This window comes from Maledivibacter halophilus (assembly GCF_900167445.1).
GTDB classification, from domain to species: domain Bacteria; phylum Bacillota; class Clostridia; order Peptostreptococcales; family Caminicellaceae; genus Maledivibacter; species Maledivibacter halophilus.
Genome location: NZ_FUZT01000012.1, coordinates 115,649 through 139,982 on the forward strand (window position 1 = coordinate 115,649; position 24,334 = coordinate 139,982).

At 30.5% G+C, this 24,334-nt stretch carries 22 protein-coding genes and 1 pseudogene; 19 read left to right on the forward strand and 4 right to left on the reverse strand.

The genetic code is table 11. From position 1 onward, the window contains the following. Positions 1-2,373, forward strand: coding sequence for a trans-4-hydroxy-L-proline dehydratase (hypD, locus tag B5X81_RS20735; protein WP_244282190.1), 2,373 nt, complete (start codon positions 1-3; stop codon positions 2,371-2,373). 124 nt (positions 2,374-2,497) lie between these two features. Here hypD and B5X81_RS20740 read toward each other — a convergent pair whose 3' ends face one another. Beyond that, on the reverse strand, positions 2,498-3,292 hold the full coding sequence (locus tag B5X81_RS20740) for a histidinol-phosphatase HisJ family protein (protein ID WP_079494504.1): 795 nt from the start codon (positions 3,290-3,292) through the stop codon (positions 2,498-2,500). Positions 3,293-3,539: 247 nt separating this feature from the next. Between B5X81_RS20740 and hisZ the strand changes: the two genes are divergently transcribed. The 11 genes from hisZ (at position 3,540) to megL (ending at position 14,424) form a co-directional block, all read left to right on the forward strand. Further along, positions 3,540-4,832 carry an ATP phosphoribosyltransferase regulatory subunit gene (hisZ, locus tag B5X81_RS20745; RefSeq protein WP_079494506.1) on the forward strand — a complete coding sequence of 431 codons (1,293 nt, stop codon included), beginning with the start codon at positions 3,540-3,542 and terminating at the stop codon, positions 4,830-4,832. Positions 4,833-4,843: 11 nt separating this feature from the next. Beyond that, positions 4,844-5,467, forward strand: coding sequence for an ATP phosphoribosyltransferase (gene hisG, locus B5X81_RS20750; RefSeq protein WP_079494508.1), 624 nt, complete (start codon positions 4,844-4,846; stop codon positions 5,465-5,467). 44 nt (positions 5,468-5,511) lie between these two features. Next, positions 5,512-6,792 (forward strand): histidinol dehydrogenase, encoded by a 1,281-nt coding sequence (gene hisD, locus B5X81_RS20755; protein ID WP_079494510.1) that lies wholly within the window; start codon positions 5,512-5,514, stop codon positions 6,790-6,792. Between the two features lie 2 nt (positions 6,793-6,794). Then, positions 6,795-7,844: a histidinol-phosphate transaminase gene (hisC, locus tag B5X81_RS20760; RefSeq protein WP_079494512.1), complete on the forward strand. Its 1,050-nt coding sequence runs from the start codon at positions 6,795-6,797 to the stop codon at positions 7,842-7,844. A gap of 2 nt (positions 7,845-7,846) precedes the next feature. Continuing rightward, a complete protein-coding gene (hisB, locus tag B5X81_RS20765) occupies positions 7,847-8,434 on the forward strand; it encodes an imidazoleglycerol-phosphate dehydratase HisB (protein ID WP_079494514.1) in 588 nt (195 codons plus the stop codon). 6 nt (positions 8,435-8,440) lie between these two features. Continuing rightward, positions 8,441-9,046 (forward strand): imidazole glycerol phosphate synthase subunit HisH, encoded by a 606-nt coding sequence (gene hisH, locus B5X81_RS20770; RefSeq protein WP_079494515.1) that lies wholly within the window; start codon positions 8,441-8,443, stop codon positions 9,044-9,046. Then, positions 9,043-9,741: a 1-(5-phosphoribosyl)-5-[(5-phosphoribosylamino)methylideneamino]imidazole-4-carboxamide isomerase gene (gene hisA, locus B5X81_RS20775; RefSeq protein ID WP_079494517.1), complete on the forward strand. Its 699-nt coding sequence runs from the start codon at positions 9,043-9,045 to the stop codon at positions 9,739-9,741. The genes hisH and hisA overlap by 4 nt, the downstream gene beginning before the upstream one ends. A gap of 180 nt (positions 9,742-9,921) precedes the next feature. Next, a complete protein-coding gene (hisF, locus tag B5X81_RS20780) occupies positions 9,922-10,683 on the forward strand; it encodes an imidazole glycerol phosphate synthase subunit HisF (protein ID WP_079494519.1) in 762 nt (253 codons plus the stop codon). Continuing rightward, entirely contained in the window at positions 10,683-11,309 is a 627-nt protein-coding gene (gene hisIE / locus B5X81_RS20785) for a bifunctional phosphoribosyl-AMP cyclohydrolase/phosphoribosyl-ATP diphosphatase HisIE (RefSeq protein WP_079494520.1), read from the forward strand. Before hisF ends, hisIE begins: the two co-directional genes overlap by 1 nt. Positions 11,310-11,482: 173 nt before the next feature. Next, complete coding sequence (locus B5X81_RS20790) at positions 11,483-13,057, forward strand: sigma 54-interacting transcriptional regulator (RefSeq protein WP_079494522.1); 1,575 nt, start codon at positions 11,483-11,485, stop codon at positions 13,055-13,057. A gap of 164 nt (positions 13,058-13,221) precedes the next feature. Further along, positions 13,222-14,424, forward strand: coding sequence for a methionine gamma-lyase (megL, locus tag B5X81_RS20795; RefSeq protein ID WP_079494524.1), 1,203 nt, complete (start codon positions 13,222-13,224; stop codon positions 14,422-14,424). A gap of 236 nt (positions 14,425-14,660) precedes the next feature. On the opposite strand, the gene B5X81_RS20800 is transcribed toward megL, so the two are convergent. Together B5X81_RS20800 and B5X81_RS20805 are read right to left on the reverse strand one after the other, a co-directional pair. Then, positions 14,661-16,355: a M56 family metallopeptidase gene (locus tag B5X81_RS20800; protein WP_079494526.1), complete on the reverse strand. Its 1,695-nt coding sequence runs from the start codon at positions 16,353-16,355 to the stop codon at positions 14,661-14,663. Positions 16,356-16,412: 57 nt separating this feature from the next. After that, a complete protein-coding gene (locus B5X81_RS20805; protein ID WP_079494528.1) occupies positions 16,413-16,793 on the reverse strand; it encodes a BlaI/MecI/CopY family transcriptional regulator in 381 nt (126 codons plus the stop codon). A gap of 189 nt (positions 16,794-16,982) precedes the next feature. Between B5X81_RS20805 and B5X81_RS20810 the strand changes: the two genes are divergently transcribed. Both B5X81_RS20810 and ndk read left to right on the forward strand, forming a co-directional pair. Next, positions 16,983-17,594 carry a hypothetical protein gene (locus tag B5X81_RS20810; protein WP_079494530.1) on the forward strand — a complete coding sequence of 204 codons (612 nt, stop codon included), beginning with the start codon at positions 16,983-16,985 and terminating at the stop codon, positions 17,592-17,594. A gap of 43 nt (positions 17,595-17,637) precedes the next feature. Then, a pseudogene (gene ndk / locus B5X81_RS20815) lies at positions 17,638-18,037 on the forward strand (nucleoside-diphosphate kinase). 126 nt (positions 18,038-18,163) lie between these two features. Here the strand turns inward: ndk and B5X81_RS20820 are convergent. Continuing rightward, the gene (locus B5X81_RS20820; RefSeq protein ID WP_079494532.1) at positions 18,164-18,343 is read right to left on the reverse strand and encodes an H-type small acid-soluble spore protein; all 180 of its coding nucleotides are present in this window, start codon (positions 18,341-18,343) and stop codon (positions 18,164-18,166) included. A gap of 465 nt (positions 18,344-18,808) precedes the next feature. On the opposite strand from B5X81_RS20820, the gene B5X81_RS20825 reads away from it, so the two are divergent. From B5X81_RS20825 to B5X81_RS20845, 5 genes are all read left to right on the forward strand, one after another. Next, a complete protein-coding gene (locus B5X81_RS20825; protein WP_079494534.1) occupies positions 18,809-20,194 on the forward strand; it encodes a sodium-dependent transporter in 1,386 nt (461 codons plus the stop codon). A 103-nt stretch (positions 20,195-20,297) separates the two neighbouring features. Further along, entirely contained in the window at positions 20,298-21,896 is a 1,599-nt protein-coding gene (locus B5X81_RS20830; RefSeq protein ID WP_079494536.1) for an NAD(P)/FAD-dependent oxidoreductase, read from the forward strand. A gap of 679 nt (positions 21,897-22,575) precedes the next feature. Beyond that, complete coding sequence (locus B5X81_RS20835) at positions 22,576-23,076, forward strand: 4Fe-4S binding protein (protein ID WP_330397434.1); 501 nt, start codon at positions 22,576-22,578, stop codon at positions 23,074-23,076. Positions 23,077-23,104: 28 nt separating this feature from the next. Next, positions 23,105-23,335, forward strand: a complete 231-nt coding sequence (locus tag B5X81_RS20840; RefSeq protein WP_079494537.1) for a glutaredoxin family protein — start codon at positions 23,105-23,107, stop codon at positions 23,333-23,335. Positions 23,336-23,515: 180 nt separating this feature from the next. Next, positions 23,516-24,274 (forward strand): IclR family transcriptional regulator, encoded by a 759-nt coding sequence (locus B5X81_RS20845; protein ID WP_079494539.1) that lies wholly within the window; start codon positions 23,516-23,518, stop codon positions 24,272-24,274. The last annotated feature ends 60 nt before the right edge of the window (positions 24,275-24,334 follow it).

The window sequence follows — 24,334 nt, forward strand, 5'->3', positions numbered from 1 at the left end:
ATGACATATGGAATGAATAAAAGAGTACAAAGGCTTAGAGAACAAAGTGTAAAGGCAATACCTAGAATATCCCTTGAAAGAGCTTTATTAGTCACAGAAGCCTACAAGAAATATTCAGGAAAAGTATCAATTCCAGTATTAAGGGCACTAACCTTCAAGTATTTATGTGAAAATAAAACAATATGTATAAATGATGGGGAATTAATAGTAGGAGAAAGGGGACCGTCTCCCCAAGCCACTCCAAATTATCCAGAGCTTTGCTGTCATACCTTAGAGGATTTTGAAATTATGAATAATCGTAAAAAAATATCCTTTAAAGTTGATAAGGAAGCTAGAAGAATTCAAGAAGAAGTAATAATTCCTTACTGGAAGGGAAAATCAATTAGAGATTTAATGTTTGATCAAATGACCCAGGAGTGGAAGGACTGCTATGAAGCAGGAATATTTACTGAATTTATGGAACAGAGATCTCCAGGCCATACTGTTGAAGATGGTAAGATTTATAAAAAAGGGTTTTTGGATTTTAAAAAGGAAATAGAAGAAGAAATAGAAAAGCTTGATTTTATAAATGATTTTGAAGCTTATGATAAGCAGGAACAATTAAAGGCTATGGCTATTTCATGTGATGCTATAATTATATTTGCACAGCGTCATGCCCAGAAGGCAGAAGAAATGGCTAAAGCAGAATTAGATCCAATTAGAAAGAAGGAGCTAAAAGAAATAGCAGAGGTTTGCAGATATGTTCCAGCCCATGCTCCAAGGACCTTTAGAGATGCCCTTCAAATGTATTGGTTTGTACATTTAAGCATAATAACTGAATTGAACACATGGGACTCTTTTTGCCCAGGTAAACTTGATCAACATCTTTATCCTTTTTACAAAAAGGAACTTGATGAAGGAAGCTTAACTAGAGATAAAGCAAAGGAACTTTTAGAATGCTTTTGGGTAAAATTTAATAACCAACCTGCTCCACCAAAGGTAGGAATAACTTTGGAAGAAAGTGCAACATATACAGATTTCTGCAATATAAATATTGGTGGTATAGCCCCCGATGGAAGCGATGGAGTAAATGATGTATCATATCTTTTGTTAGAAATCATTGAAGATATGAGGATTTTACAGCCAAGCACAAATGTACAAATTAGTAGAAAGAATCCGGATCGTTTTATAATTGAAGCAGCCAGGGTTATTAGAGAAGGAATGGGATTTCCTTCAGTCTTTAATACCGATGCTGTTGTTGAAGAATTGCTTCGTCAGGGTAAAACAATTGAAGATGCAAGATGTGGTGGCACAAGTGGGTGTGTTGAAGTCGGTTGTTTTGGAAAAGAAGCCTATATATTAACAGGATATTTCAATTTTGTTAAGGTATTAGAAATAACAATTAACAATGGATTTGATCCTAGAACAGGTAAAAAAATCGGGATTGAAACTGGCGATCCAACTAAATTCCAAAATTTTGATGAATTAATAGAAGCCTTTAGGAAGCAGCTACATCATTTTGTTGATATAAAAGTTAGGGGAAACAATGTCATTGAAAGATTATATGCTAAATATATGCCTGCAACATTTATGTCTATAATTATTGATGATTGCATTAAAAAAGGTAGAGACTATAATGCTGGTGGTGCAAGATACAATTCCCGTTATATCCAAGCCGTTGGAATAGGAAGTATAACAGATAGCTTATCAACTATCAAATATCATGTTTTCGATAAAGAGAACTTGAGTTTTGAAAAACTAATGGAAATATTAAAGGCCGATTTTGAAGGCTATGAGAAGGAGCGTCTATTATTCAAAAATAAAACTCCTAAATATGGAAATGATGATGATTATGCCGATGAAATTATGCTTAGGATTTTTAATATTGGTCATGATGAAATAAACGATAGGCCAACAGTAAATGGAGGAAGATATAGGATAGAAATGCTTCCAACTACATGTCATGTTTACTTTGGAGCAGTTTGTGGAGCTATGCCAGATGGCAGAAAAGCGGGATTGCCACTTTCAGAAGGTATTTCACCAGTACAGGGTGCCGATAAAAAAGGTCCAACTGCAGTAATTAAATCGGCTTCTAAAATGGACCATCTTAAAACCGGTGGAACTTTGCTCAATCAAAAATTTACTCCTAAAATTGTTGAAGGTGAAGAAGGCCTTGAGAATATGAAGAATTTAATAAGAGCCTATTTTAGACTTGATGGTCACCATGTTCAATTTAATATAATAAATGGAGATATATTGAGAGAGGCTCAAAAAAATCCTGAAAAATATGACAATCTTATTGTACGTGTTGCAGGGTACAGTGATTATTTCAACAATTTAAATAAAAACCTTCAGGATGAGATAATCCAAAGAACTGAACACGCAAGTTTTTAATCATGATTTGCACTTTAAGATTAAGGTGAATATAGATTTATTTCATTACTATAAATGGAGCTATTATCCAAAAGGATAATAGCTCCATTTTGTTTTTCTTTATTATAAGACTCCTATTTTTGTACTATATTTTTACAAACTTTGGTTTCATTTTTTCAAAAGTAGTAATATATTTAAAACCAATTTCTTTAAGAATATCATAAACATAATCAAATTTATAGGATAAAGTGTCAGGGACATGAGTGTCAGAACCTATAGTTATTATTTTGCCTCCCAGATCATGATAAAATTTTAATACTTCATTTGAAAGAAGTAGTTCTTCACTATATCTTAAGTTAGATGTATTAACCTCTATTCCTTTATTTCTTTCAATTAGGGCTTTAAATAGAACCTCCAAAACGTCAAAATAATCTGTAAGCTTTTCCTTTGCCACTTCATTATTATACCTTGCTAATATATTTAAATGTCCTATAACATTAAAGTTTTTAAAATTTTTAATACAGTATAAAAGCTCTTCAAAATATTTTAGGTAAGATTCTCTTGGAGTTTTGTTTAAATAAAAATCTCCAGTGTACAAGTCTTGTTTATTGCAGGTATGGATAGAAGCAATTACAAAATCAAAATTATTACCTTCTACCAGATTATCACATTTTTCGATTATATGAGGCTGAATGCCAATTTCTACACCTTTAAGTATTTTAATATTAGCACAATATTTTTTTCTCATTGTTTCAATATAATGAGTATATTCATCTATATCGAAATCAAAATTGATTGAAGAATCACAATACTCATAATCAATATGATCGGTAAAGCATATTTCTTTAAGCTTTAACTTTATGGCCATTTCAATTATATCCTTCATATCTACCTTACAATCGGAAGAAAAATGACTGTGAACGTGGTAATCGTAGTACATTTATAACACTCCTAATCAAATATTTTATAATCATAAATACATATTACTAGTGTACCATTAAATGAGATTAATGAAAGAAAAAAATTAAATAATAAAAAAGAATATATTTATTTTCAATATTTCGAAAATTTAATAATTATACTTTTGTATTGACTATTTAATATAAAGATATTAAAATAATATATAATTACAAAAAACTTTAGTGCGATAAAGCGGTGAATTAATAAAGCGAAAGTTGGTGTTATTTATGGTTATTTACAATGATATTTTTCCAGAGGGTGTTGAAGATTTACATAGTGAAGACTATGAATTTAAAGAAGAGACAATCAATATAGTTAAAAATATCTTCAAAAGCTTTGGATATAGACAAATAGTAACTCCTAGCTTTGAATATTATGATTTATATAGCGAAATGGAAGGTGTTTTGAAAAGAGAAAATATGTTTAAGCTCATTGACAATAATGGTAGGATTTTGGTATTAAGGCCCGATGCAACTGTTCCCGTTGCAAGGATGGTTGCCACTAATTATAAAACTAATGAAGAATATTTAAAGCTTTCATATGTAACAAATATTTTTAGAACCAATAAATCTAGAACAGGAGATAAACGTGAGTTTATACAAGGTGGCATTGAATACTTTGGTAATAATAAGCCCGATTGTGATGGAGAAATAATAGCAATAGGAATTAAGAGCTTGTTAGAATGTGGATTTAATGATTTTCATGTAGATTTAGGACAGGTAGAATTTATGAATGGGCTTATTGATGAAGCAAAACTTAATAAAATGGAAAGGATGCAACTTCAAGATCTGATAGGAAATAAAAATTATGGGGATTTAAAGGCATTTTTAAATAATACGTCTATGTCAGAAAGTCTAAAAAATAGGTTTAATAAAATACCTAAATTATTTGGAAAACCTGAAAAGGTCTTAATACGGGCCAAGGATCTAGTTATCAATGAAAGGATGGAGAAAGCACTAAAGAATTTAGAAGATGTATACAATATACTAAGGGATTATAAATATGATAAATATATTATGCTTGATTTAGGCTTTACTAAGGAGCAGGGATATTATACAGGAATAATGTTTAAAGGGTATTTAAATAACTTCGGGGAAGTTGTTCTTAGTGGAGGAAGATACGACAATTTAACTAAACAGTTTGGTGCAAACAAGCCAGCATGTGGCTTTGGATTAAATATAAATAAGATAATAGAGGTGATGGAAATGTATGATATCAAAGGAAATGTGAATTGTTTTACAGATTATTTAGTTTTATATAAAGAGGAATTGAGGAGTAGGGCAATAAAGCTTTCTGAGGAATTAAGAGATAGAGGCTTTATAGTTGAAACAGATGTATATGATAATGATGTAAAATTCCATATAAAAAATTCTACCTTTAGAAATACTAAGGAGATTATAGAAGTAAATGAAGATTTTCTTAAAGTAATTGATATTTGTAAAAATGAAACCCAGAAATATAATTTAAATCAATTTTATAAAATTATAGATTGTAATGAAATCATAGCATCTATACATTAGGGGGTATTGTAGTGGATGTCGTTAAAATAGCACTAGCAAAGGGTAGATTAGCAGATGATGCAATAGTTTTACTTCAGAAGATAGGCATAAATTTTAGTGACTATTCTAAAAAGAGTAGAAAGCTTATTTTTATAGATGATTCAAAAAAAATAAAATTAGTATTTGTTAAATCTTCAGATATACCTGTATATGTTGAGAAAGGTGCAGTTGATATAGGGATTGTAGGCAAGGATGTACTATTAGAAAAACAAGCAGATGTATACGAAATATTAAATCTTAACATTGGAAAATGTAAAATATGCGTGGCTGGCCATAAGGATTACACAATGAATTATAGTAAAAAATTGATTGTGGCCTCTAAATATCCCAATGTGGCCAAGAACTATTTTAACAAGAAAGGTGTGTTTACTGAAGTTATTAAAATAAATGGTTCTGTAGAGCTTGCCCCTATATTGGGACTTTCAGATGTTATTGTAGATATAGTTCAAACAGGAAAAACCCTGGAGGAAAATGGACTCGTTGTAAAGGAAGAAATCCATGACATAAGTGCTAGGCTGGTAGTGAATAAAGTAAGTCTAAAGACTAAAAATGGAAATATTGGAAGAATTATAGACGGATTAGAAAGTATTGTTTAGATGATTAAAGTTTTATATTACAATGCAAAGGAGGATTAACTGGATTGGAAATCATTGAAATAAATGGGGTGAACTACAAGGGAAAAGCAGATGAACTGCTCAGTAGAGGAGAAAATGACTTCTCGAAAATAGATAGAATTGTTTACGAAATACTAGATAATGTAAAAAGGAATGGAGACAAAGCTCTATTTGAATATACATCAAAATTTGACAATGTAATACTTAAAGAGCTGAGAGTTTCTGAAAATGAAATAGATGAAGCTGTACAAATTGTTGGAGAAGAGTTTATTGATATTTTAAAGGAAGCAAGGGAGAATATTGAATCATATCATAAAAAGCAATTACAAGACTCCTGGATAACTAATGATAAAGAGGGCATTATCTTAGGACAGTTAATAAGACCCTTGGATAGGGTGGGGATTTATGCTCCCGGTGGAAAGGCAGCATATCCATCCACCGTTCTTATGAATGGTATACCAGCTAAGGTGGCTGGGGTGAATTCTATAGCTATGGTTACTCCCCCAGACAAAAATGGGAAAATTAATCCCTACATACTTGCTGCTGCAAAGGTGGCAGGTATAGATGAGATATATAAAATAGGAGGAGCACAATCAATAGCCGCTTTAGCCTATGGAACTAAAGCAGTAAAACCGGTGGATAAAATAGTAGGACCAGGGAATATTTATGTGGCAAGGGCTAAAAGAGCTGTATTTGGATTAGTAGATATAGATATGATAGCTGGACCAAGTGAAATATGTATTATTGCAGATGAAAATAAAAATCCGAAATTTATAGCTGCAGATTTATTGTCCCAATCGGAACATGATGAGATGGCATCATCTATATTAATAACAACATCTAAAAATTTAGCTTTAGAGGTTGAAAAAGAAGTAAAAAGACAAACTATGGAATCAGAAAGAAAAGAGATCATTGAAAAATCTCTTGAGGATTATGGATATATATTTGTAGTAAGAAACATAGAAGAAGCCATAAAAATAAGCAATGAAATAGCCCCAGAGCATTTGGAAATTATGATTGATAATCCCTTTGAAATGCTTTCGAAGATTAAAAATGCAGGTGCAATTTTCCTAGGGGAGTATACGCCTGAGCCTGTGGGAGATTATTTTGCCGGACCAAATCATACCCTTCCCACTTCAGGAACAGCAAAGTTTTCATCACCACTGGGAACCTATGATTTTATAAAAAAATCCAGCTTGCTTTACTATAGTAAGGAAGCTTTAGAAAATATAAAAGATAAAGTAATATCCTTTAGCCAGGCGGAAGGCTTATTTGCCCACGGGAATTCTATAAAAGTGAGGTTTTAGTTATGAAAGATATGATAAAGGAAAGTGTAGTGAATTTAGTGCCCTATAGGGTTATTGAAGAGGACTATGATATTAAAATCGATGCAAATGAAAGCCCATATAATATATTTGATGATATAGGAGAATTGATTTTAAAGAAACTATCTGATCAAACTCCAAATAGATATCCCGATAACGAAGCCACAGATTTGAAGAAAGCTTTAGCCCAGTATATAAAGTTAGAAGAGGGAAATATATTATGTGGAAACGGATCTGATGAACTTCTAAAGATTATTGTTGATACTTTCGTAGATAAAGGTGATGTTGTAGTTACCCACAGTCCTTCCTTTGCAATGTATAAAATAATCACTCAAATAGCAGGAGGAAAACTTTTGGAAGTAAAGGGAGATAAAAATTTTAGCATTGATATTGATAAGATAATACTTAAAGCTAATACAAGCAATGCTAAAATTATATTTTTATGCAATCCTAATAATCCTACAGGAAGAGTAATTAAAAAAGAGGATATTATGAAGGTTTTAGATAATACCTCGGCTATTGTGGTTGTTGATGAAGCATATTATGAATTTCATGGAGAGACGATAATAGATAAAATAAACAAATATGAAAGATTAATAGTACTTAGAACACTATCAAAGGCTTTTGGACTTGCCGGACTTAGAATAGGATATGGAGTAGCAGCTAAAAGTACTATAGAGACTATAAGCAAGGTAAAGTCTCCATATAATCTAAATGATATATCCCAGTGTATAGGGAAAATAGTACTGGACAATAGGAAAATTGTCAGTAAATATATTGAATTAGTAAAAAGAGAACGCAATAAAATGTTTGATGAGATAATTACAATAGAATCTATTGAAGCTATACCAAGTAAAAGTAATTTTATATTAATTAGGACAAATAGATATGGAAATTTAATGAAAAGATTTAAAGAAGAAAGAGTACAAGTTAAAGGGTTCGGTGTAGAAGGGACATTAGCAAATTGCATTAGATTAACTATTGGGACAGAGAAGGAAAATAAAAAAGTAATGGATATATTGAAGGAAGTGTGATTATGTCAAGAATCGCAAAAATCAATAGAAAAACCACTGAAACAGATATAACTTTGAGCTTAGAGCTGGATGGGAAGGGCAAGTCAGAAATTGATACAGGCATAAAGTTTTTAGACCATATGCTAATTCTTATGACTAAGCACGGGCAGATGGATATTAATATAAAATGCAAGGGAGATATAGAAGTAGATAATCATCATACCGTAGAGGATTTGGGAATAGTTCTTGGGAAGGCCATTAAAGAGGCTTTAGGTGATAAACAGAGGATAAAAAGATACTCTACAGCCTTTACTCCTATGGATGAATCACTTTCAATGATATCTCTAGACATAAGTGGAAGAAGCTTTTTAAGGTTTAATGTAAATCTATCGAGAGAATATGTGGGGGACTTTGAAACAGAAACCTTGAAGGAATTTTTTATAGCACTTACCAATAATGCCAATATAACTCTTCATATTAACTTAGAATATGGAGAAAACAACCATCATATTATAGAGTCAATATTTAAAGGCTTTGGTAGGGCATTAAAAGAAGCTATTACAATAGATAAAAATATAGAAGGCGTTATGTCTACGAAAGGGGTTTTATAGTATCTTATGATAGCAATTATAGATTATGGAGTTGGAAATATAAAAAATGTATATAAAGCCTTTAAAGGTCTTGACTTAGATGTAATAGTAACTTCCGATAAGAGTGTTATTAATGATAGTTCTGTAATAGTTTTACCAGGAGTAGGAGCATATAAGGATGCTATGGATAATCTTAATAAGCATAATCTGATAGATTGTATAAAGGAAAATGCCAACAAGGGAAAGCTTCTATTTGGAATTTGCCTTGGAATGCAGCTTTTATTTGAAAAAAGCTATGAAGATGGAGAGTGGGATGGGCTAGGACTTTTAGAAGGGGAAATAGTTAGATTTAAAAACCATCTAAAGGTGCCTCAAATGGGATGGAATAAAATAATAAAGTCTAAAAATGATGATATAGCAAAGGGGATAAATGATGGAGAATATGTGTACTTTGTTCATTCATATTATTTAAAGCCTAAGCATGAAGAAGATGTAATTTGTTGGACTAATTATGGGACTAGGGTTCCAGCTATTGTTAGGAAAGATAATATAATAGGAATGCAATTTCATCCTGAAAAGAGCGGAAAAACAGGAATGAAGCTGCTATGGAACATTAAGGAGATGATAAAATGATAATTTTTCCAGCGATAGATATAAGAGGTGGTAAATGTGTAAGACTTTATCAGGGAAAATATGATAAAGAGACTGTATATGATAGTGATCCTGTGGCTATAGCTAAGAAATGGCAGAAATCGGGAGCAGAGTATTTACACATTGTAGATTTAGATGGCGCCCTTACAGGAGAGCTTGTAAATAAAAATTCAATCAAAAAAATTGTAGAAGCTGTAGATATTCCAGTTCAAGTGGGTGGAGGTATAAGAACCTTAGAAAGAGCAAAGCAAATACTGGATTTAAATGTAGAAAGAATAATAGTTGGTACGTCAGCTATAAAAAAAGATGGTTTTGTGGAAGAATTGGTAGGGGTGCTTGGTGAGAAAGTAGTAGTATCAATAGATGCTAAAGATGGATATGTTTGTGTAGATGGATGGACAAATAGCAGTGATGTGAGGGCAGTAGATTTTGCCAGGAAATTAGAAGAAACAGGAGTAAAAACTATTGTTTATACTGACATTTCCAAGGATGGTACTATGATAGGTCCTAATTTTTCACAGCTAAAGAATTTAAAGGATAATGTTAATATTAATATAATTGCTTCAGGTGGAATAGGAAGTAAAGTCCATATAGAGAAACTAAAAAAAATGGAGCTTTATGGAGCTATTACAGGAAAGGCCCTTTATGAAGGAAAATTTAGCTTAGAGGAATTATAATTTAAAATTTAACTTACTTTAAGTAGCCACTGAGAATCCTTTTGGCTCATGCAAGAAATAAGTTTTAAATTAAATAATTAGAAGGATAAACAAGTTCATAAAAATCGCGGGGAAGGAAACTTCAGAGTCTACTTTCGTTCTTTAGGTTTTAATGGATTACATTGATATAGGAGGAATATTATGCTTGCTAAAAGGATAATTCCATGTCTTGATGTAGATAAGGGAAGAGTTGTTAAGGGAAAGAAATTTAAGGATATACAGGATGTGGCTGACCCTGTAGAGCTTGCTAAGTACTATTGTGATAATGGAGCCGATGAACTGGTTTTTTATGATATAACTGCTTCAAATGAAAATAGGGATATTTTTATTGATGTAGTAGAAAGAACTGCTCAGAATATAAATATTCCATTTTCTATAGGAGGTGGAATAAGAACAATAAAAGATTTTACAAAGGTTTTAAAGGCTGGAGCTGATAAAGTGTCAATAAATTCTGCTGCTGTAAAAACACCAGAACTTATTACTAAAGCAGCCCTTAAGTTTGGAAGTCAATGTGTTGTACTCTCTATGGATGTTAAGAAAAATAAAAATGATTGGGATGTATATATAAATGGAGGTAGGATTAATACGGGTTTAAAGGCAGTAGAATGGGCGCTGAGGGGACAAGATCTTGGAGCAGGTGAAATTGTTCTAAACTCAATTGATTCCGATGGAGTGAAAAATGGATATAGTATAGAAATAACGAGACTAATTTCAGAAATGGTAAATATACCTGTTATAGCTTCAGGAGGAGCAGGGAAAAGAGGAGATTTCTTAGAAGTTTTAAAAGAAGGTAAGGCTGATGCAGCTTTGGCAGCCTCTGTATTTCATTACAGGCAAATAGAAATAAAGAACCTAAAAGATTATCTATATAAAAATGGTATTGAAGTCAGGAGAGATTTTTAATGACAGACTTAAGCAGTCTAAAATATGATGAAAAGGGCTTGATTCCTGCAATAATACAGGATCATGTCACTAAGGATGTTTTAATGCTTGGATATATGAATGAAGAATCCCTTAAGCTTACCCTTGAAACGAAAAAGACATGGTTTTTCAGCAGGAGCAGACAAAAATTGTGGAATAAGGGAGAAACATCGGGTAATTTTCATATAGTAAAGAATATTAAATACGATTGTGATAAGGATACATTATTAATAGAAGTAAAACCTATGGGTCCAACATGCCATACAGGAGAAAATAGCTGTTTTCATAAATCAATATATAAAGAAAAGACAAGTAACCCAGAAGCTTTAAAAGTAGTGGATTTACTTTATGAAAGGATTTTACAAAGAAAAAAGAAGCCGATAGAGGGATCATATACAAAATATCTATTTGAAGAGGGAGTAGATAAGATACTAAAAAAAGTTGGTGAAGAAACCAGCGAGGTTATAATTGCATCAAAAAATGATGATAAAGAAGAAATTATCTATGAAACTTCAGATTTAATCTATCATTTATTAGTTTTACTGGCAGATAAAGATGTAACTGTTAATGAAATAAGAGAAGAGCTATATAAAAGATATAAAAAATAATAATATTGTAAAAATAGGACTACAGTTTATTTAATATAATTTGTAGTTCTTTTGCTTTAAATGACAATTTTTTAGCTTGCCAGCAACATATCTATAATATCATATATTAAATACTTGCGTATATTAAAGCAAGTGGTATAGAATAGAAAAAAAGGTTAAATTAGGTGAAATATATGAAAGATTATATTAGATTTGAGATCATTACTGAGGACAGAGTAGGCATGGCCTATAAGGTCTTGGAGGTTTTTTATAAAAACAATTTAAGCATTGATTCCTTGGAAGTGTTTCCAAACAAATGTAATGTAAAATTCAAATGGATAGACAAAGAAATATTGGATACTTTATTAGATGAGTTCTACAAAACCGATGGAATTATTTCAGTTAAGAAAACTGAGCTATTAAATTATGAAATAGATGAAAAAAAACTCTGTACAGTCATAAATGCAGTAGAAAAAGGTATAATAGCAGTCAACAAAAATTTAAAAATTGAAATATTTAATTATTATTGTGAAGAATATTTTAATATTGAAAAAGAAAAAGTATTAGGACAAGATATAAGAAAATTTTTTTATAACAAGCCTAATATAATAAAACTTATAAAAGATGTTCAAGAATTTGAAAATGTAAAACTAAAGATAGAGAATGATGGGGAAGAAAATTTATATTTAATTTCCCTTAAGACCATTAACGACGATGAAAATAAAAATCATGGATTTGTTATATCGATAAAGGATTTTGATGGAGCTATGAAAATAGCTAATGCAGTTTTACAAAACGATGGAGGAGCTTTTAGAAAAATTATAGGTAACAGTCCTAAAATTCAAAGAGTTAAAGAAATGATTTTAGCCGTTGCAAAAAGTGATTCTAGTATTTTGCTAAGGGGAGAAAGTGGGACAGGAAAAGAATTATTTGCTAAGGCAGTCTATGAATTAAGCGATAGAAGTGATAAAGAATTCATTGTCTTAAATTGTGCAGCAATTCCAGATAGCTTAATAGAAAGTGAATTATTTGGATTTGAAAAAGGAAGTTTTACAGGTGCATTAACTGGGAAGGAAGGACTTTTTAAAATGGCAGATGGAGGAACATTGTTTTTGGATGAAGTCGGAGAATTATCTATGGCCATGCAGGCAAAGCTTTTAAGGGTTCTTCAGGATGGAACCATAAGGAAGCTTGGAGGGATAGAAGAAGAGCAGGTAGATGTAAGAATTATAGCAGCCACTAATAGAGATTTAGAAAAAATGGTTGAGACAAATGAGTTTAGAGGAGATTTATATTATAGATTGAATGTTATACCCATTTTCATACCAAAGTTAAATGAGAGAGTTGAAGATATTCCCCATTTAACAAATTATTTTACAAATAAGTTTAATATAAAATATGGAAAAAATGTAAAGCATATAGACTCGGAATTTATAAATCAACTTATGAATCATAAATGGAAGGGAAATGTCAGGGAATTAAAAAACGTTATTGAAAGGTCCATGCTTTTTTGCAGAGGAAGTGTTTTGAAAGGATATAATATACCTGTTTATTCAAAAACTGGAATTAACTTCAAATATAATGATTCACCATTTGATAAGAATGATAAGCTAAAGGTTATTATTAATAGAGTTGAAAAACAGATAATAAGAGATGTTTTAAAAGAAAGCAAAAGTATTAGAAAAGCTGCTAAAAAATTGGGAGTTTCCCATACTACAGTTATAAATAAGATGAATAAATATAATTTAAAAGATCATTGTAAAGAATAATTTACAAAATGGAAACTTTTTTTTACATTTTTTCGTTTAATGGTTACTATAGTGACCAATTTCTAAAATTATAAATTAACTAATGGGCATATTCAAGGTATATAAGATTGGCATGTAAATTGCATATTTGTTAATAAAAACAATTAGAAGGGGATGAGAATTATATGAAAAGGCAAGAATTGGAAAAAAAAGGCTTTGCAACTAAGGCTATACATGGGGGGAGTAAGACTGACCCAACGACTGGTGCTTTAGCAACACCCATATATCAAACATCTACATTTGTGTTTGATTCAGCTGAGCAAGGAGGAAATCGTTTTGCTTTAGAAGAAGAAGGGTTTATTTATACAAGATTGGGAAACCCAACTAATATGCAGCTAGAAGAAAAGATAGCTATATTAGAGGGTGGAGAAGCAGCTATGTCTACTGGATCTGGGATAGGTGCTATTACATCTGTTTTTTGGACAAAACTAAAGGCGGGAGATCATATCATTTCTGCAGATCCAATTTATGGTTGCACCCATGCCTATTTAAGTCATGGAATTACTAGATATGGTGTAGAAGTCACCTTTGTAGATGCAAGTAATCCGGAAAACGTTAGAAATGCCATGAAGGAAAATACAAAGATAGTGTATCTAGAAACTCCGGCAAATCCAACATTAAAAGTTACAGATATATCTGCCATAGCTGATATAGCCCATAAAAATGAGGATTGTATAGTTGTAGTAGACAATACTTTCTCGACACCATATATTCAAAGGCCCATAGAAATGGGAGCTGATGTAGTTGTTCATTCTGCCACTAAATACTTAAATGGTCATGGAGATGTTATTGCTGGGCTTGTTGTAGGATCTAAAGAATTTATAGATGAAGTAAGATTGTTTGGTGTTAAAGACATGACAGGATCATCACTATCTCCCTTCGATGCATTTTTAATTATAAGGGGTATGAAAACCTTAGATATAAGAATGGAAAAACACTGTAAAAATGCAATGAAGGTGGCAGAATTTTTAGAAGAACATAATGCAGTTGAAAAGGTATATTATCCTGGACTAAAGAGTTTTGACCAGTATGACTTAGCTAAAAAGCAAATGTCTTTACCTGGTGCAATGATATCCTTTGAGTTAAAGGGTGGAATAGAAGAAGGAAAAAAATTAATGAATTCTCTAAAAATGTGTAAATTAGCAGTAAGCCTAGGAGATGCAGAAACATTAATCCAACATCCTGCTTCAATGACCCATTCTCCCTATGAAAAAGAAGAAAGACTTGAAGCTGGAATAACCGATGGGTTAGTAAGATTATCCATTGGTTTAGAAAGTCCAGAAGATATAATTGATGATTTAAAAGAATCATTAGATATGTTGTTGTAAGAATATTTTTTACAAATTTGTATTTAATTGAGGAAATTGCATAATTACCTTTTGCAAAAATTACCTACTATATCTAGTTTTAAAATCTCTAAAGGATTAATATATTATGCAATTGATCAAAATTTAAATTATGCAATTATCTCAATTAAAAAAGGAACTCTATTCTGGAATAAAGGCTAGAATGGAGTTCTTTTAATATAATCATTAATTAATAAACAAGCTAAGGGAAAAATGGTCTACTTTGTTAATACTTTATTGAAGTATTCAATTAGTCCATTATGGATACTTTCAGCGCAGTTTTGTTTATATTCATCTTGCCCAAAAAGTTCTCCCTCTCTAGGGTTTGTTAAATATCCTAGGGATAATGAAATAGCAGGCATTTGTGTGTTTTTAAGAACAACAAGATTAGGTTTTTCAATTATTCCTTTGTCAGTTGTATTTAAATCTTGAACTAGAGAATTTTTTGTTATTGATGCAAAAGTTTTGCTATCAATGTTCTCTTTTGGGGAGTAAGAAACATGGACTCCTTCTTCACTAATATTGGAATCGGCAAATACATGGATACTCAAGAATGCATCAGCTTTAAGTTTGTTTGCCATATCAGCCCTTTCCTGTAAAGTAATATATTTATCATCTTCACGAGTTATGTATACTTTAAAACCTGTATTTTCAAGGAGTTTTCTAAGTCTTAGTGCCACATCTAAAACAATGTCCTTTTCTTTTAATTCAAGCTTAGTATTAATACTTCCAGGGTCGTGTTCTCCATGAGCAGGATCTATAATAATGAGTTTATCCTTATAAATAGATTTTGTTATTTTGTTCATTGTTTTTATGGAATTATTCTGTGGTATAAGGTTTTTATCATTTTCACCTGTAACAGCATTAGTAAGAATGAAAGTCCCTATGATTATAAAAAATATAATACTAGCTATGGATATTTTGTAAGAACCTTTTTTAAAGTTTTTAATCATTTTTATTCTCCTTTCAAATTGATTATTTGGTTTATAAAAAATTAGTAGATTAGACTGTTTTTTACTTAGTGAAAAGTGTTTTAAAAATTCTATTATAGTATTTCCATAGGATATGGCTTCCTTTTCTCCAATAACCTCTAAAACATATGAATCGCAAGCAAGTTCTCTATCCTGTCTCATTCTTTTTATACAAATCCAAACAATTGGATTGAACCAGTGGATAGATAGAGCTAAAAGTCCTAATAAATTTCCAAAGTGATCTTTCCTTTTATAATGGGCTAATTCGTGCAATAAAACATGGTATAATTCTTTATTGTTAGTTTCAGCCAACATATTTTGAGGATAATAAATACATGGATTAAATATGCCAAAAATACAAGGACTTTCAAAATAATTTCCAGTATAAATAGATATTTCTTTTTGTATTTCCAGTTTTTCTTTACATTTATCAAAAATCGTTAGAATATTTCTATCTACTACTTTATTAAAGTATTTAGTTTTAGATTTTATTCTAACTATGGATTTTAATATTAATAAAATCATGAAAAGAAAACCTATAAACCATATAGAAGATATTATTTTTAAACTCATAACATTTATTTTTTTACTTTGTTTCATAAGATTATTTTCATTTATTTTATTATGTGTATCAAAATATTGATTTTCGTAGAATTCTTTTTGATCTAATTTACCATTTATAGTGTGGATTGAAATGGTTTTCTCAAAATCCGATTCAGTATCCAATATTTGGGTTTGAAAAATATTAAATAGGCTTAAATCACTTTCTGGGAAAAAGGGTATTAGTAGACGTATCAGTATTAAAAACCATAAAATGTAATGAATTCTAGCATTAATGATATTACTAAAAAAACTTTTTAATGCTATAATTGGTAATGCAACTATGCTTGCTTGAAGTGAAGAATTTAAGATCAATGAAAAAACTATGAAAATCATATCCATATTAAGTCCACCTTTTTATACCATACCTTATTGTAAAATTAAAATTATTTACCGTCATTACTTATCCTTTCCATGCTTCTCTTCTAGTATTTTTTTGAGTTTCTCAATTTCTTCATCTGATAAACGTGCTTCTTCTAAAAAATTAGACATCATCATACCAATTGCTCCATTAAAGACTCTATCCAAAAAAGATTTACTTTCTTCTTTTACACACTTTTTTTGAGAAATCAATGGATAATATAAGTACTGACGTCCAGATTTTTCAAATCCAATTGCGCCTTTTTTAACAAGCCTGTTTATAAATGTTTTTATGGTTTGCTCACTCCATGAAACTTTACCCTGTAAAAAAAGTACTATTTTTTCTGAAGTTATTGGATTATATTTCCATATGATTTTCATTATTTCCCACTCAGATTCTGATATCCTAGGAATATTCATAGTACAACCTCCTTAAATATTTTATTATCTTAAGATATATTTACAAATGTAATTACAATATATAGTTTACAATTGTAATTTTAAAAAGTCAAGTTTTTTCTTTTTCTCAACCTTAAAATTATTTATTTTTTAGCCGTATATTGATATAATCAAATATAATACAGATAAATTACTATAAAGGAGTATAATATGAAGAATAATAAAACACAGATATACTACATAATACTTGGCATAGGCATAGGTTTAGTAATAGGCAGTATTATAAGTATTATTAAACCAAATATAGAGTATGTAGAGTATACAGACCAGCAGATAAAGCAAAGGGCTCGTGAATTAGGAATGTATGAAATTAATGAAATTATTGAAATGAATAATAAGTTAAATAATGAGGAAGAAAAGGCTACATCAGAAAAGGAAGTGAATGTTACAAATACTAAAGATAATATTAATGTAGAAGAAATTAGTAAAAAAGAAGATAATTTAAAATCAAAACAAGAAAATGAGAACAATGACAAGAGTAGTAACCATGATGAAGATGTAAAAAGTAGTGAAAATAGTGAAGAGATCAAAGAAGATATAAAAGAATCTAATGAATTAGAATATATTGAATTTAAAGTTGAAAGAGGAGATTCTAGCGAAATAGTTATAGAAAATTTATTTAAGGCAAATATAATAAATAGTAAGAAAGAATTTGTAAAAAAAATTGTTGAAAGAGATGCAGAAAGAAAAATTCATTATGGTAAATTTAAAATTCCAGTGGGAGTAGATTATGATACACTAATTGATATTTTAACAAAGTAATTTAAACTTAGATTGTTATTGAGGAGGATAGGAGAGAAATTATATGGAAAAAACATTAGTATTAATTAAGCCTGATGCCATTGCTAAGAATATAATAGGAAAAATAATAAGTATATATGAAGAAAATGCACTTTCCATAGAAGAATTAAAAATGATATCAGCTACACAAGAAATTCTTAATAAGCATTATGCAGAACATAAAAACAAGCCCTTTTTTAATGAATTAATAAGCTCTATGGAAGGGAAAAATAGTTGCATTAATTATTAGCGGAGATAATTCAATAGCCAAAGTTAGGAAAATTAATGGAAATACCGATCCTATGAAGGCTAGCAAAGGAACCATAAGAAATAAGTATGGTAAAAGCATAACAGAAAACTCCGTACATGCTTCTTCAGATTCTGAAGCTGCTAAAAAAGAAATAAAAATTTGGTTTGGAAATTAAAGAGAAGCATCAGCTTCCCGCGAGACTATAGTTCTTGTGGGAAGCTTTGTTTTGTTTACAACTAAAACCTAATTAAGAACTTGAATAATGAACTTGAAAATACAAATAGATGAAAAATCCATTTGTCTACTGTTCAACCAGTTCAGATACTGAAACCTGATGATGCTCATTGGTGCCATCAAGGGTTTTTACAAAGGCTTTTCCATTGGTAGGATTAATACTATTAATCCACACAGACCGCCCGTCGTAGGTAACATCAATCTTATTTGAGGAACCTATAATTTCTCTAGCTCTATCTATATTCATGATTTCAACTCCTTTATAAATTTAAAGATGAAATTGCATAATTATTTTCTCTATTCTTCATTTCTATATATTTTGTCCATCCAAACAAATTATAAACATCAATATATGAACAAATTTATCCATTATTTATATTAAATATATTTATTCTATAATAAGACTAAATATTAAAAAAATTTATATGTTAAAAAATTGAAATCATAAAATTTTTATTGAAATTATTAAATTCATGTAATATAATAAAAAAATACATCGGTCGAAAAATGTCGAATAATTCAAAATATACTTTGAAGTCTGTTAATGATATAGCTATGCATAAATATTTTAAAAGGAATAATAATATCAATATATAGAAAATCTACAAAGTATCTTTTAGCTATTAAAAGCGACTTTTGTCGAATTCTATATACAGATTAAAGGGGGTGAGCAGTAGAATAAACATCAGAACTAACAAAAAGGAGGAAAACAATGTCAAACTTCAATCAGGATGGACAAAGAGAGCAATGGGGTTCTAAAGTAGGTTTTATACTGGCTGCTGCAGGTTCAGCAGTAGGTCTTGGTAACCTTTGGAAATTCCCATATATGGCAGGGAAAAATGGTGGAGGAGCATTTGTACTTGTATATTTTATAATTTTATTTCTTGTGGGTTTTACCTTAATGTTAGCTGAAATAACACTTGGTAGATATACTCAATTAAATGCAATTGGTGCATATAGAAAGATAAGTAAGAAGTTGTCATGGGTTGGGGCTCTGGGAGTTTTAGCTGGATTTATTATTCTTTCATATTATAGTGTAGTTGGTGGATGGGTAATAAATTATATAGTTAAATCATTTACTGGTGCTTTAAATGTGGCTGATGCAGAAGCTTTAGGTGGAATGTTTGGTGATCTAATAAGTGGAACAGTTGAGCCTATAGTTTATCATGCTGCATTTATGTTACTTACTATGATTATTGTTCTTGGTGGTATAGGTGGAGGTATTGAGAGATCAAGTAAGATATTAATGCCGGGTCTTTTTATAATGATAGTTATAATTGCAGTACGTGCTGTAACATTGCCGGGAGCAATAGAGGGAATTAAATATCTTTTGGTTCCAGATTTTCAGACCATTATTAAAAATCCCGGTATAATTCTAGATGCATTAGGACAGGTATTTTTCTCTTTAAGTTTAGGTATGGGATGTATGGTTACTTATGGAAGTTATTTAAGCAAAGATACTAATATTCCTGAAAGTGCTACTGCTATTCCTCTAATTGATACAGGAGTGGCTTTACTTGCAGGACTCATTGTCTTACCTGCAGTATTTGCATTTGGATATGAGCCGTCAGCTGGACCAGGACTTCTATTCATAACCCTACCAGCTGTATTTGCACAAATGCCATTAGGATCATTATTCTCAATATTATTTTTCTTTTTAGTATTGTTTGCAGCATTATCATCATCGATTTCACTACTTGAGGTATGTGTTTCATATGTAGTAGATGAATGGAAAATGAAACGTAAAACAGCTGTATTTGTAATAGGTTTTGCTATGTTTTGTATAGGAATAATTGCATCCTTATCATTTGGACAATTAAGTCATATTAAGATTATTGGTGACAGAAATTTCTTTGATTCATTAGACTTTGTGGCTTCTAATATTCTATTACCTCTAGGTGGACTTTTACTTTGTATAGTTGTTGGATGGGTATGGGGTACAGACAAAGCGGTCAAAGAAGCTTCCAATAATGGACAATTAGAATTTAAATTGGCTAGTTCTTGGTCATTCCTAGTTAAGTGGGTTGGACCAATAGCTATATCTATAGTATTTGCACGATCATTTATTATTCCATTAATAAAAAGCTTATTTTATTAATTTTAATTGAAATGAAACAATAAAAGTCGAGCTAAGCTCGGCTTTTATTATAATCAAATTGGGCTAGTTATAAATTTTTCAAAAAATAGGAAGGATACTGCTTATGATAAGAATATCAGGGATACGGTTAGACATAGAAGATGGCATAGATGAATTACCTTATAAGGTTAGTAAAATCCTTAAAATCGAACCTAAGGAAATAGTAGATTTAAATATATTTAAAGAATCCATTGATGCAAGAAGAAAAGGAAAGATAGATTTTGTTTATACTTTAGATTTATCAGTAGATAATGAAGAAAAAATTATAAAAACCGTAAAAAATAAAAATGTTAGCGTTACTCCTAATATGGAATATAAATATCCCCATTCGGGAAAAGTTCCTTTAGAAACAAGTCCCATAGTAATAGGATCAGGACCTGCTGGACTTTTTAGTGGATTAATTCTTGCACAAATGGGATATAAACCTTTGATTTTAGAAAGAGGTGAAGATGTAGATAATAGAAGTAAAACTGTAGAAAAATTTTGGAAAACGGGAAAACTTAATTTAGAATCAAATGTACAATTTGGAGAAGGAGGTGCTGGGACATTTTCTGATGGAAAGTTAACAACTAGAATAAAGGATATCAAATGCAGAAAGGTATTAAAGGAGCTTGTTAAAGCTGGGGCACCAGATGATATTATGTATTCATTTAAACCCCACGTAGGGACAGATATATTAAAGAGGGTTGTAAAGAATATTAGAGAAGAAATTAAGAGGCTTGGTGGGAATATTATATTTAATTCAAAGGTAACTGATTTTAAAATAAAAGAAGAGCAAATATATGGTGTAGAAATAAATGATGAAGAAATAATAAAGGGAGAAGCAGTTATATTGGCTGTAGGACATAGTGCTCGTGATACATTTGAACTCCTGTATAAAAGGAAAATAAGTATAATACAAAAGCCATTTGCAATAGGTGTAAGGATAGAACATCCACAAGCCATTATTAATAAAGCTCAATATAAACAGTTTTCAAACCATAAAAGATTGGGAGCTGCTGATTATAGACTTACATACCATGCTTCAAATGGAAGATCTGTTTATACATTTTGTATGTGCCCTGGTGGAAATGTTGTAGCAGCCGCTTCAGAAGAAGGAAAAGTTGTAACTAATGGTATGAGTGAACATGCAAGAGATAAGGAAAATGCAAATAGTGCTTTATTGGTTTCGGTTGTTCAAGAAGATTTTGAAGAAAGCCATCCTTTAGCAGGAATGTATTTTCAAAGAAAATGGGAGAAAAAAGCATTTGAAATTGGCGGAGGAGGCTATATTGCTCCAGCTCAGTTAGTGGGAGATTTTATTAAAGATGTCAAATCTAAAAACCTGGGAGATGTTAACCCATCCTATAAGCCTGGAGTCAAATTAACAGATATGAACAATTGTTTACCTAGCTATATTAGCTATGCTATGAAGGAAGGTATAATAAACATGGATAAAAAGTTAAAGGGGTTTGGAATGAAGAGTGCTATTATAACCGGAGTAGAAACTAGAAGTTCATCTCCAATAAGGATAGTAAGAGATAGCGAAACTCTTGAGAGTATAAATGTAAAGGGACTTTACCCTGCAGGGGAAGGAGCAGGATATGCTGGAGGTATAATTTCAGCAGCTGTTGACGGAATAAAGATAGCAGAAAAAATAATATCAAAATATAAAAGTATTTAAAATAAATCTGACATTAATTTGTCGGTTTTTTTATGTAAAAAATTAAAAAAAGTACAAGTAATAGTGTTGACATTGGAGAAAACATATATTATAATGAATATACCTACCCGGGGTATACGGGAATGATTAAAAATATAAAATTGGTTAAAATAATACTAGGAGGGATAAATATATGAATATCAACATTACTGATAAAGCAAAGGAAATGATTAGAAAATCACTAGAAGGAAAGAAAATTAATGAACCTGTTATAAGGATATATATCGCAGGCATGGGTTGAGGCGGCCCATCCTTTGGCATTGCTCTGGATGAGCAAAAGCAAAATGACCAATTTGTTAAAGATGATGGTATAAACTATGTTGTGGAAAATGATTTGATAAAAAGATATGGTGGATTTGACATAGATTATTCAAGTAGTTGGTTATCAAAAGGTTTTAGAATATCACCAAGCTATGGAGGCTCAAGTTGCTAAATTAATAAGGGAAAATCAAATATAATTGCATAATTAGAAATTGTAACAATTGAATATGAGAGAATAATATCCTTAATTTATACATATGAAATTTCTTAAAACAGTTCTGTACTTTCATATGTATAAATTAAGGTCTTTACTTAAAACTTTAAAATTTAGTTTTTAAAAAGATAATTATGCAATTTTTTTAAAGAGGAGGAAATGAAGGTGATAAAGAAAAAATCACATATGAAATGGTCATGGATATTTATGGTGCTATTTATAGTACTTTCCATAATAGATATTAGATTTGGTGTTTTAGGTTTTATTTGCATGACAGTTCCAATGTATCATGCAATAAAAGGTAGGGGGAAAATTCATTGCTCCCATTATTGTCCAAGAGGATCTCTACTTGGTAATTTTTTAAAAAATGTAAGTCTGCAAAATAATTTACCTAAAAATCTAAGGGGTAAAACTGTTAAAAATATATTACTTATATTGATGATGACTATGTTTTCAATTTCTTTAATTCATGCGGGGCCAAGTTTTAATAGAATTGCCTTTGCAGTATTTAGATTGATGATGGCTTCCTTGGCTTTAGGTGTTATTATGGGAGTTATATTCAAACCTAGAACATGGTGCCAAGTATGTCCAATGGGATATGCTACTGGACTAATTAAGAAGGCAAAGGACAAAAAAGAAATAGAAAAAAGTAAGGATGCTGCATAATATAAATTTAAAAAATGGAGGGAATGTTATGAACAAGAAAATAGTAATTTATACAAGTGATACTTGTGGGTATTGTCACATGGCAAAGGATTATTTAAAATCAAAGGGTGTAGATTATCAAGAAAAAAACATATCAAGTGATATGAATGCTAGGAAAGAATTGATGGCCCAAGGTTTTATGGGAGTTCCAATTATTAATGTTGAAGGTGAAGTAATAGAAGGATTTGACAAGAATAGATTAGATCAGTTATTAAAATAGAAATATCTTAGCTTAAACTTCAGTAAACAATTGTTTACTGAAGTTTTTTTTGTTTATATATAAAAATTTTTGAAAAAATGAAGGAATTTTCTGATAAATGGCGAATATAAAAATAATCAAAAAGTTCGCATAACAGACATGTGTCCATATAATGAACATACTATTGAATGGAGGGGAAAAATGGGTGTAGATAAATTATCTTCTTTAGAGAAGTCTATAGAAATTATGAAATACTTAGCCAAAGAGCCTTACTGTTTTTCAGCATTAGAATTAAGTAGGGCCTTGAATATAAATCGAAGTACTGTTCATAGAATATTGAGTACATTAAAAAACAATATGATTGTACTCCAATCTCCTTCTAATAAAAAATATAAAATAGGTCCCATGGCTTACCATGTAGGTTCAGCATATATAAACAAAACTAATAATATGAATGAATTAATTAGTATTGTGGATGAAGTGTCAGAAAAGTTAAAGATGTCCACGGGGTATTCAATAATAGAAAATGGCAAAATAATTAATATATATGAAAATGAATTGTATACAGCTATTGGGATGGGATATAAACCTGGAAGTTTTTATCCGATTCATTGTGGAGCCTACGGAAAAACAATTATGGCTTTCTATGAACCTTTAGAGGAGCTTAAAGAAATAGTTTATAATGCAAAATTAGAAAAAAGGACAGAAAATACCATTACTGATCCAAAGACACTTTTACAGGAGTATACTAAAATTAGGAAAAAAGGCTATACTATAAGCGATGGAGAGAATATTCCAGGGGCAATAGGAATAGGTGCACCAGTGGAAAATTCAAAGGGTAGGGTTATAGGATCTATTGCCACAGCAGGTATTAAAGAATCAATCAACCTTGAGAAACTGGAAATGATTAAAGAGTTAATAATTGATGCTGCCCGTAAAATTAGTAAACATATACCTTAGATAAAAGGAGGTGGTGATGTGAAAAGTAATTTATTGAGAAAGGAGGGTTTAAGAATAAAA

Coding starts and splice junctions, on each gene's coding strand:
- hypD (WP_244282190.1), top strand. CDS start 1: ATGACATATGGAATGAATAAAAGAGTACAAAGGCTTAGAGAACAAAGT.
- B5X81_RS20740 (WP_079494504.1), bottom strand. CDS start 3,292: ATGTACTACGATTACCACGTTCACAGTCATTTTTCTTCCGATTGTAAG.
- hisZ (WP_079494506.1), top strand. CDS start 3,540: ATGGTTATTTACAATGATATTTTTCCAGAGGGTGTTGAAGATTTACAT.
- hisC (WP_079494512.1), top strand. CDS start 6,795: ATGAAAGATATGATAAAGGAAAGTGTAGTGAATTTAGTGCCCTATAGG.
- hisB (WP_079494514.1), top strand. CDS start 7,847: ATGTCAAGAATCGCAAAAATCAATAGAAAAACCACTGAAACAGATATA.
- hisH (WP_079494515.1), top strand. CDS start 8,441: ATGATAGCAATTATAGATTATGGAGTTGGAAATATAAAAAATGTATAT.
- hisA (WP_079494517.1), top strand. CDS start 9,043: ATGATAATTTTTCCAGCGATAGATATAAGAGGTGGTAAATGTGTAAGA.
- hisF (WP_079494519.1), top strand. CDS start 9,922: ATGCTTGCTAAAAGGATAATTCCATGTCTTGATGTAGATAAGGGAAGA.
- hisIE (WP_079494520.1), top strand. CDS start 10,683: ATGACAGACTTAAGCAGTCTAAAATATGATGAAAAGGGCTTGATTCCT.
- B5X81_RS20790 (WP_079494522.1), top strand. CDS start 11,483: ATGAAAGATTATATTAGATTTGAGATCATTACTGAGGACAGAGTAGGC.
- megL (WP_079494524.1), top strand. CDS start 13,222: ATGAAAAGGCAAGAATTGGAAAAAAAAGGCTTTGCAACTAAGGCTATA.
- B5X81_RS20800 (WP_079494526.1), bottom strand. CDS start 16,355: ATGGATATGATTTTCATAGTTTTTTCATTGATCTTAAATTCTTCACTT.
- B5X81_RS20805 (WP_079494528.1), bottom strand. CDS start 16,793: ATGAATATTCCTAGGATATCAGAATCTGAGTGGGAAATAATGAAAATC.
- B5X81_RS20810 (WP_079494530.1), top strand. CDS start 16,983: ATGAAGAATAATAAAACACAGATATACTACATAATACTTGGCATAGGC.
- B5X81_RS20820 (WP_079494532.1), bottom strand. CDS start 18,343: ATGAATATAGATAGAGCTAGAGAAATTATAGGTTCCTCAAATAAGATT.
- B5X81_RS20825 (WP_079494534.1), top strand. CDS start 18,809: ATGTCAAACTTCAATCAGGATGGACAAAGAGAGCAATGGGGTTCTAAA.
- B5X81_RS20830 (WP_079494536.1), top strand. CDS start 20,298: ATGATAAGAATATCAGGGATACGGTTAGACATAGAAGATGGCATAGAT.
- B5X81_RS20840 (WP_079494537.1), top strand. CDS start 23,105: ATGAACAAGAAAATAGTAATTTATACAAGTGATACTTGTGGGTATTGT.
- B5X81_RS20845 (WP_079494539.1), top strand. CDS start 23,516: ATGGGTGTAGATAAATTATCTTCTTTAGAGAAGTCTATAGAAATTATG.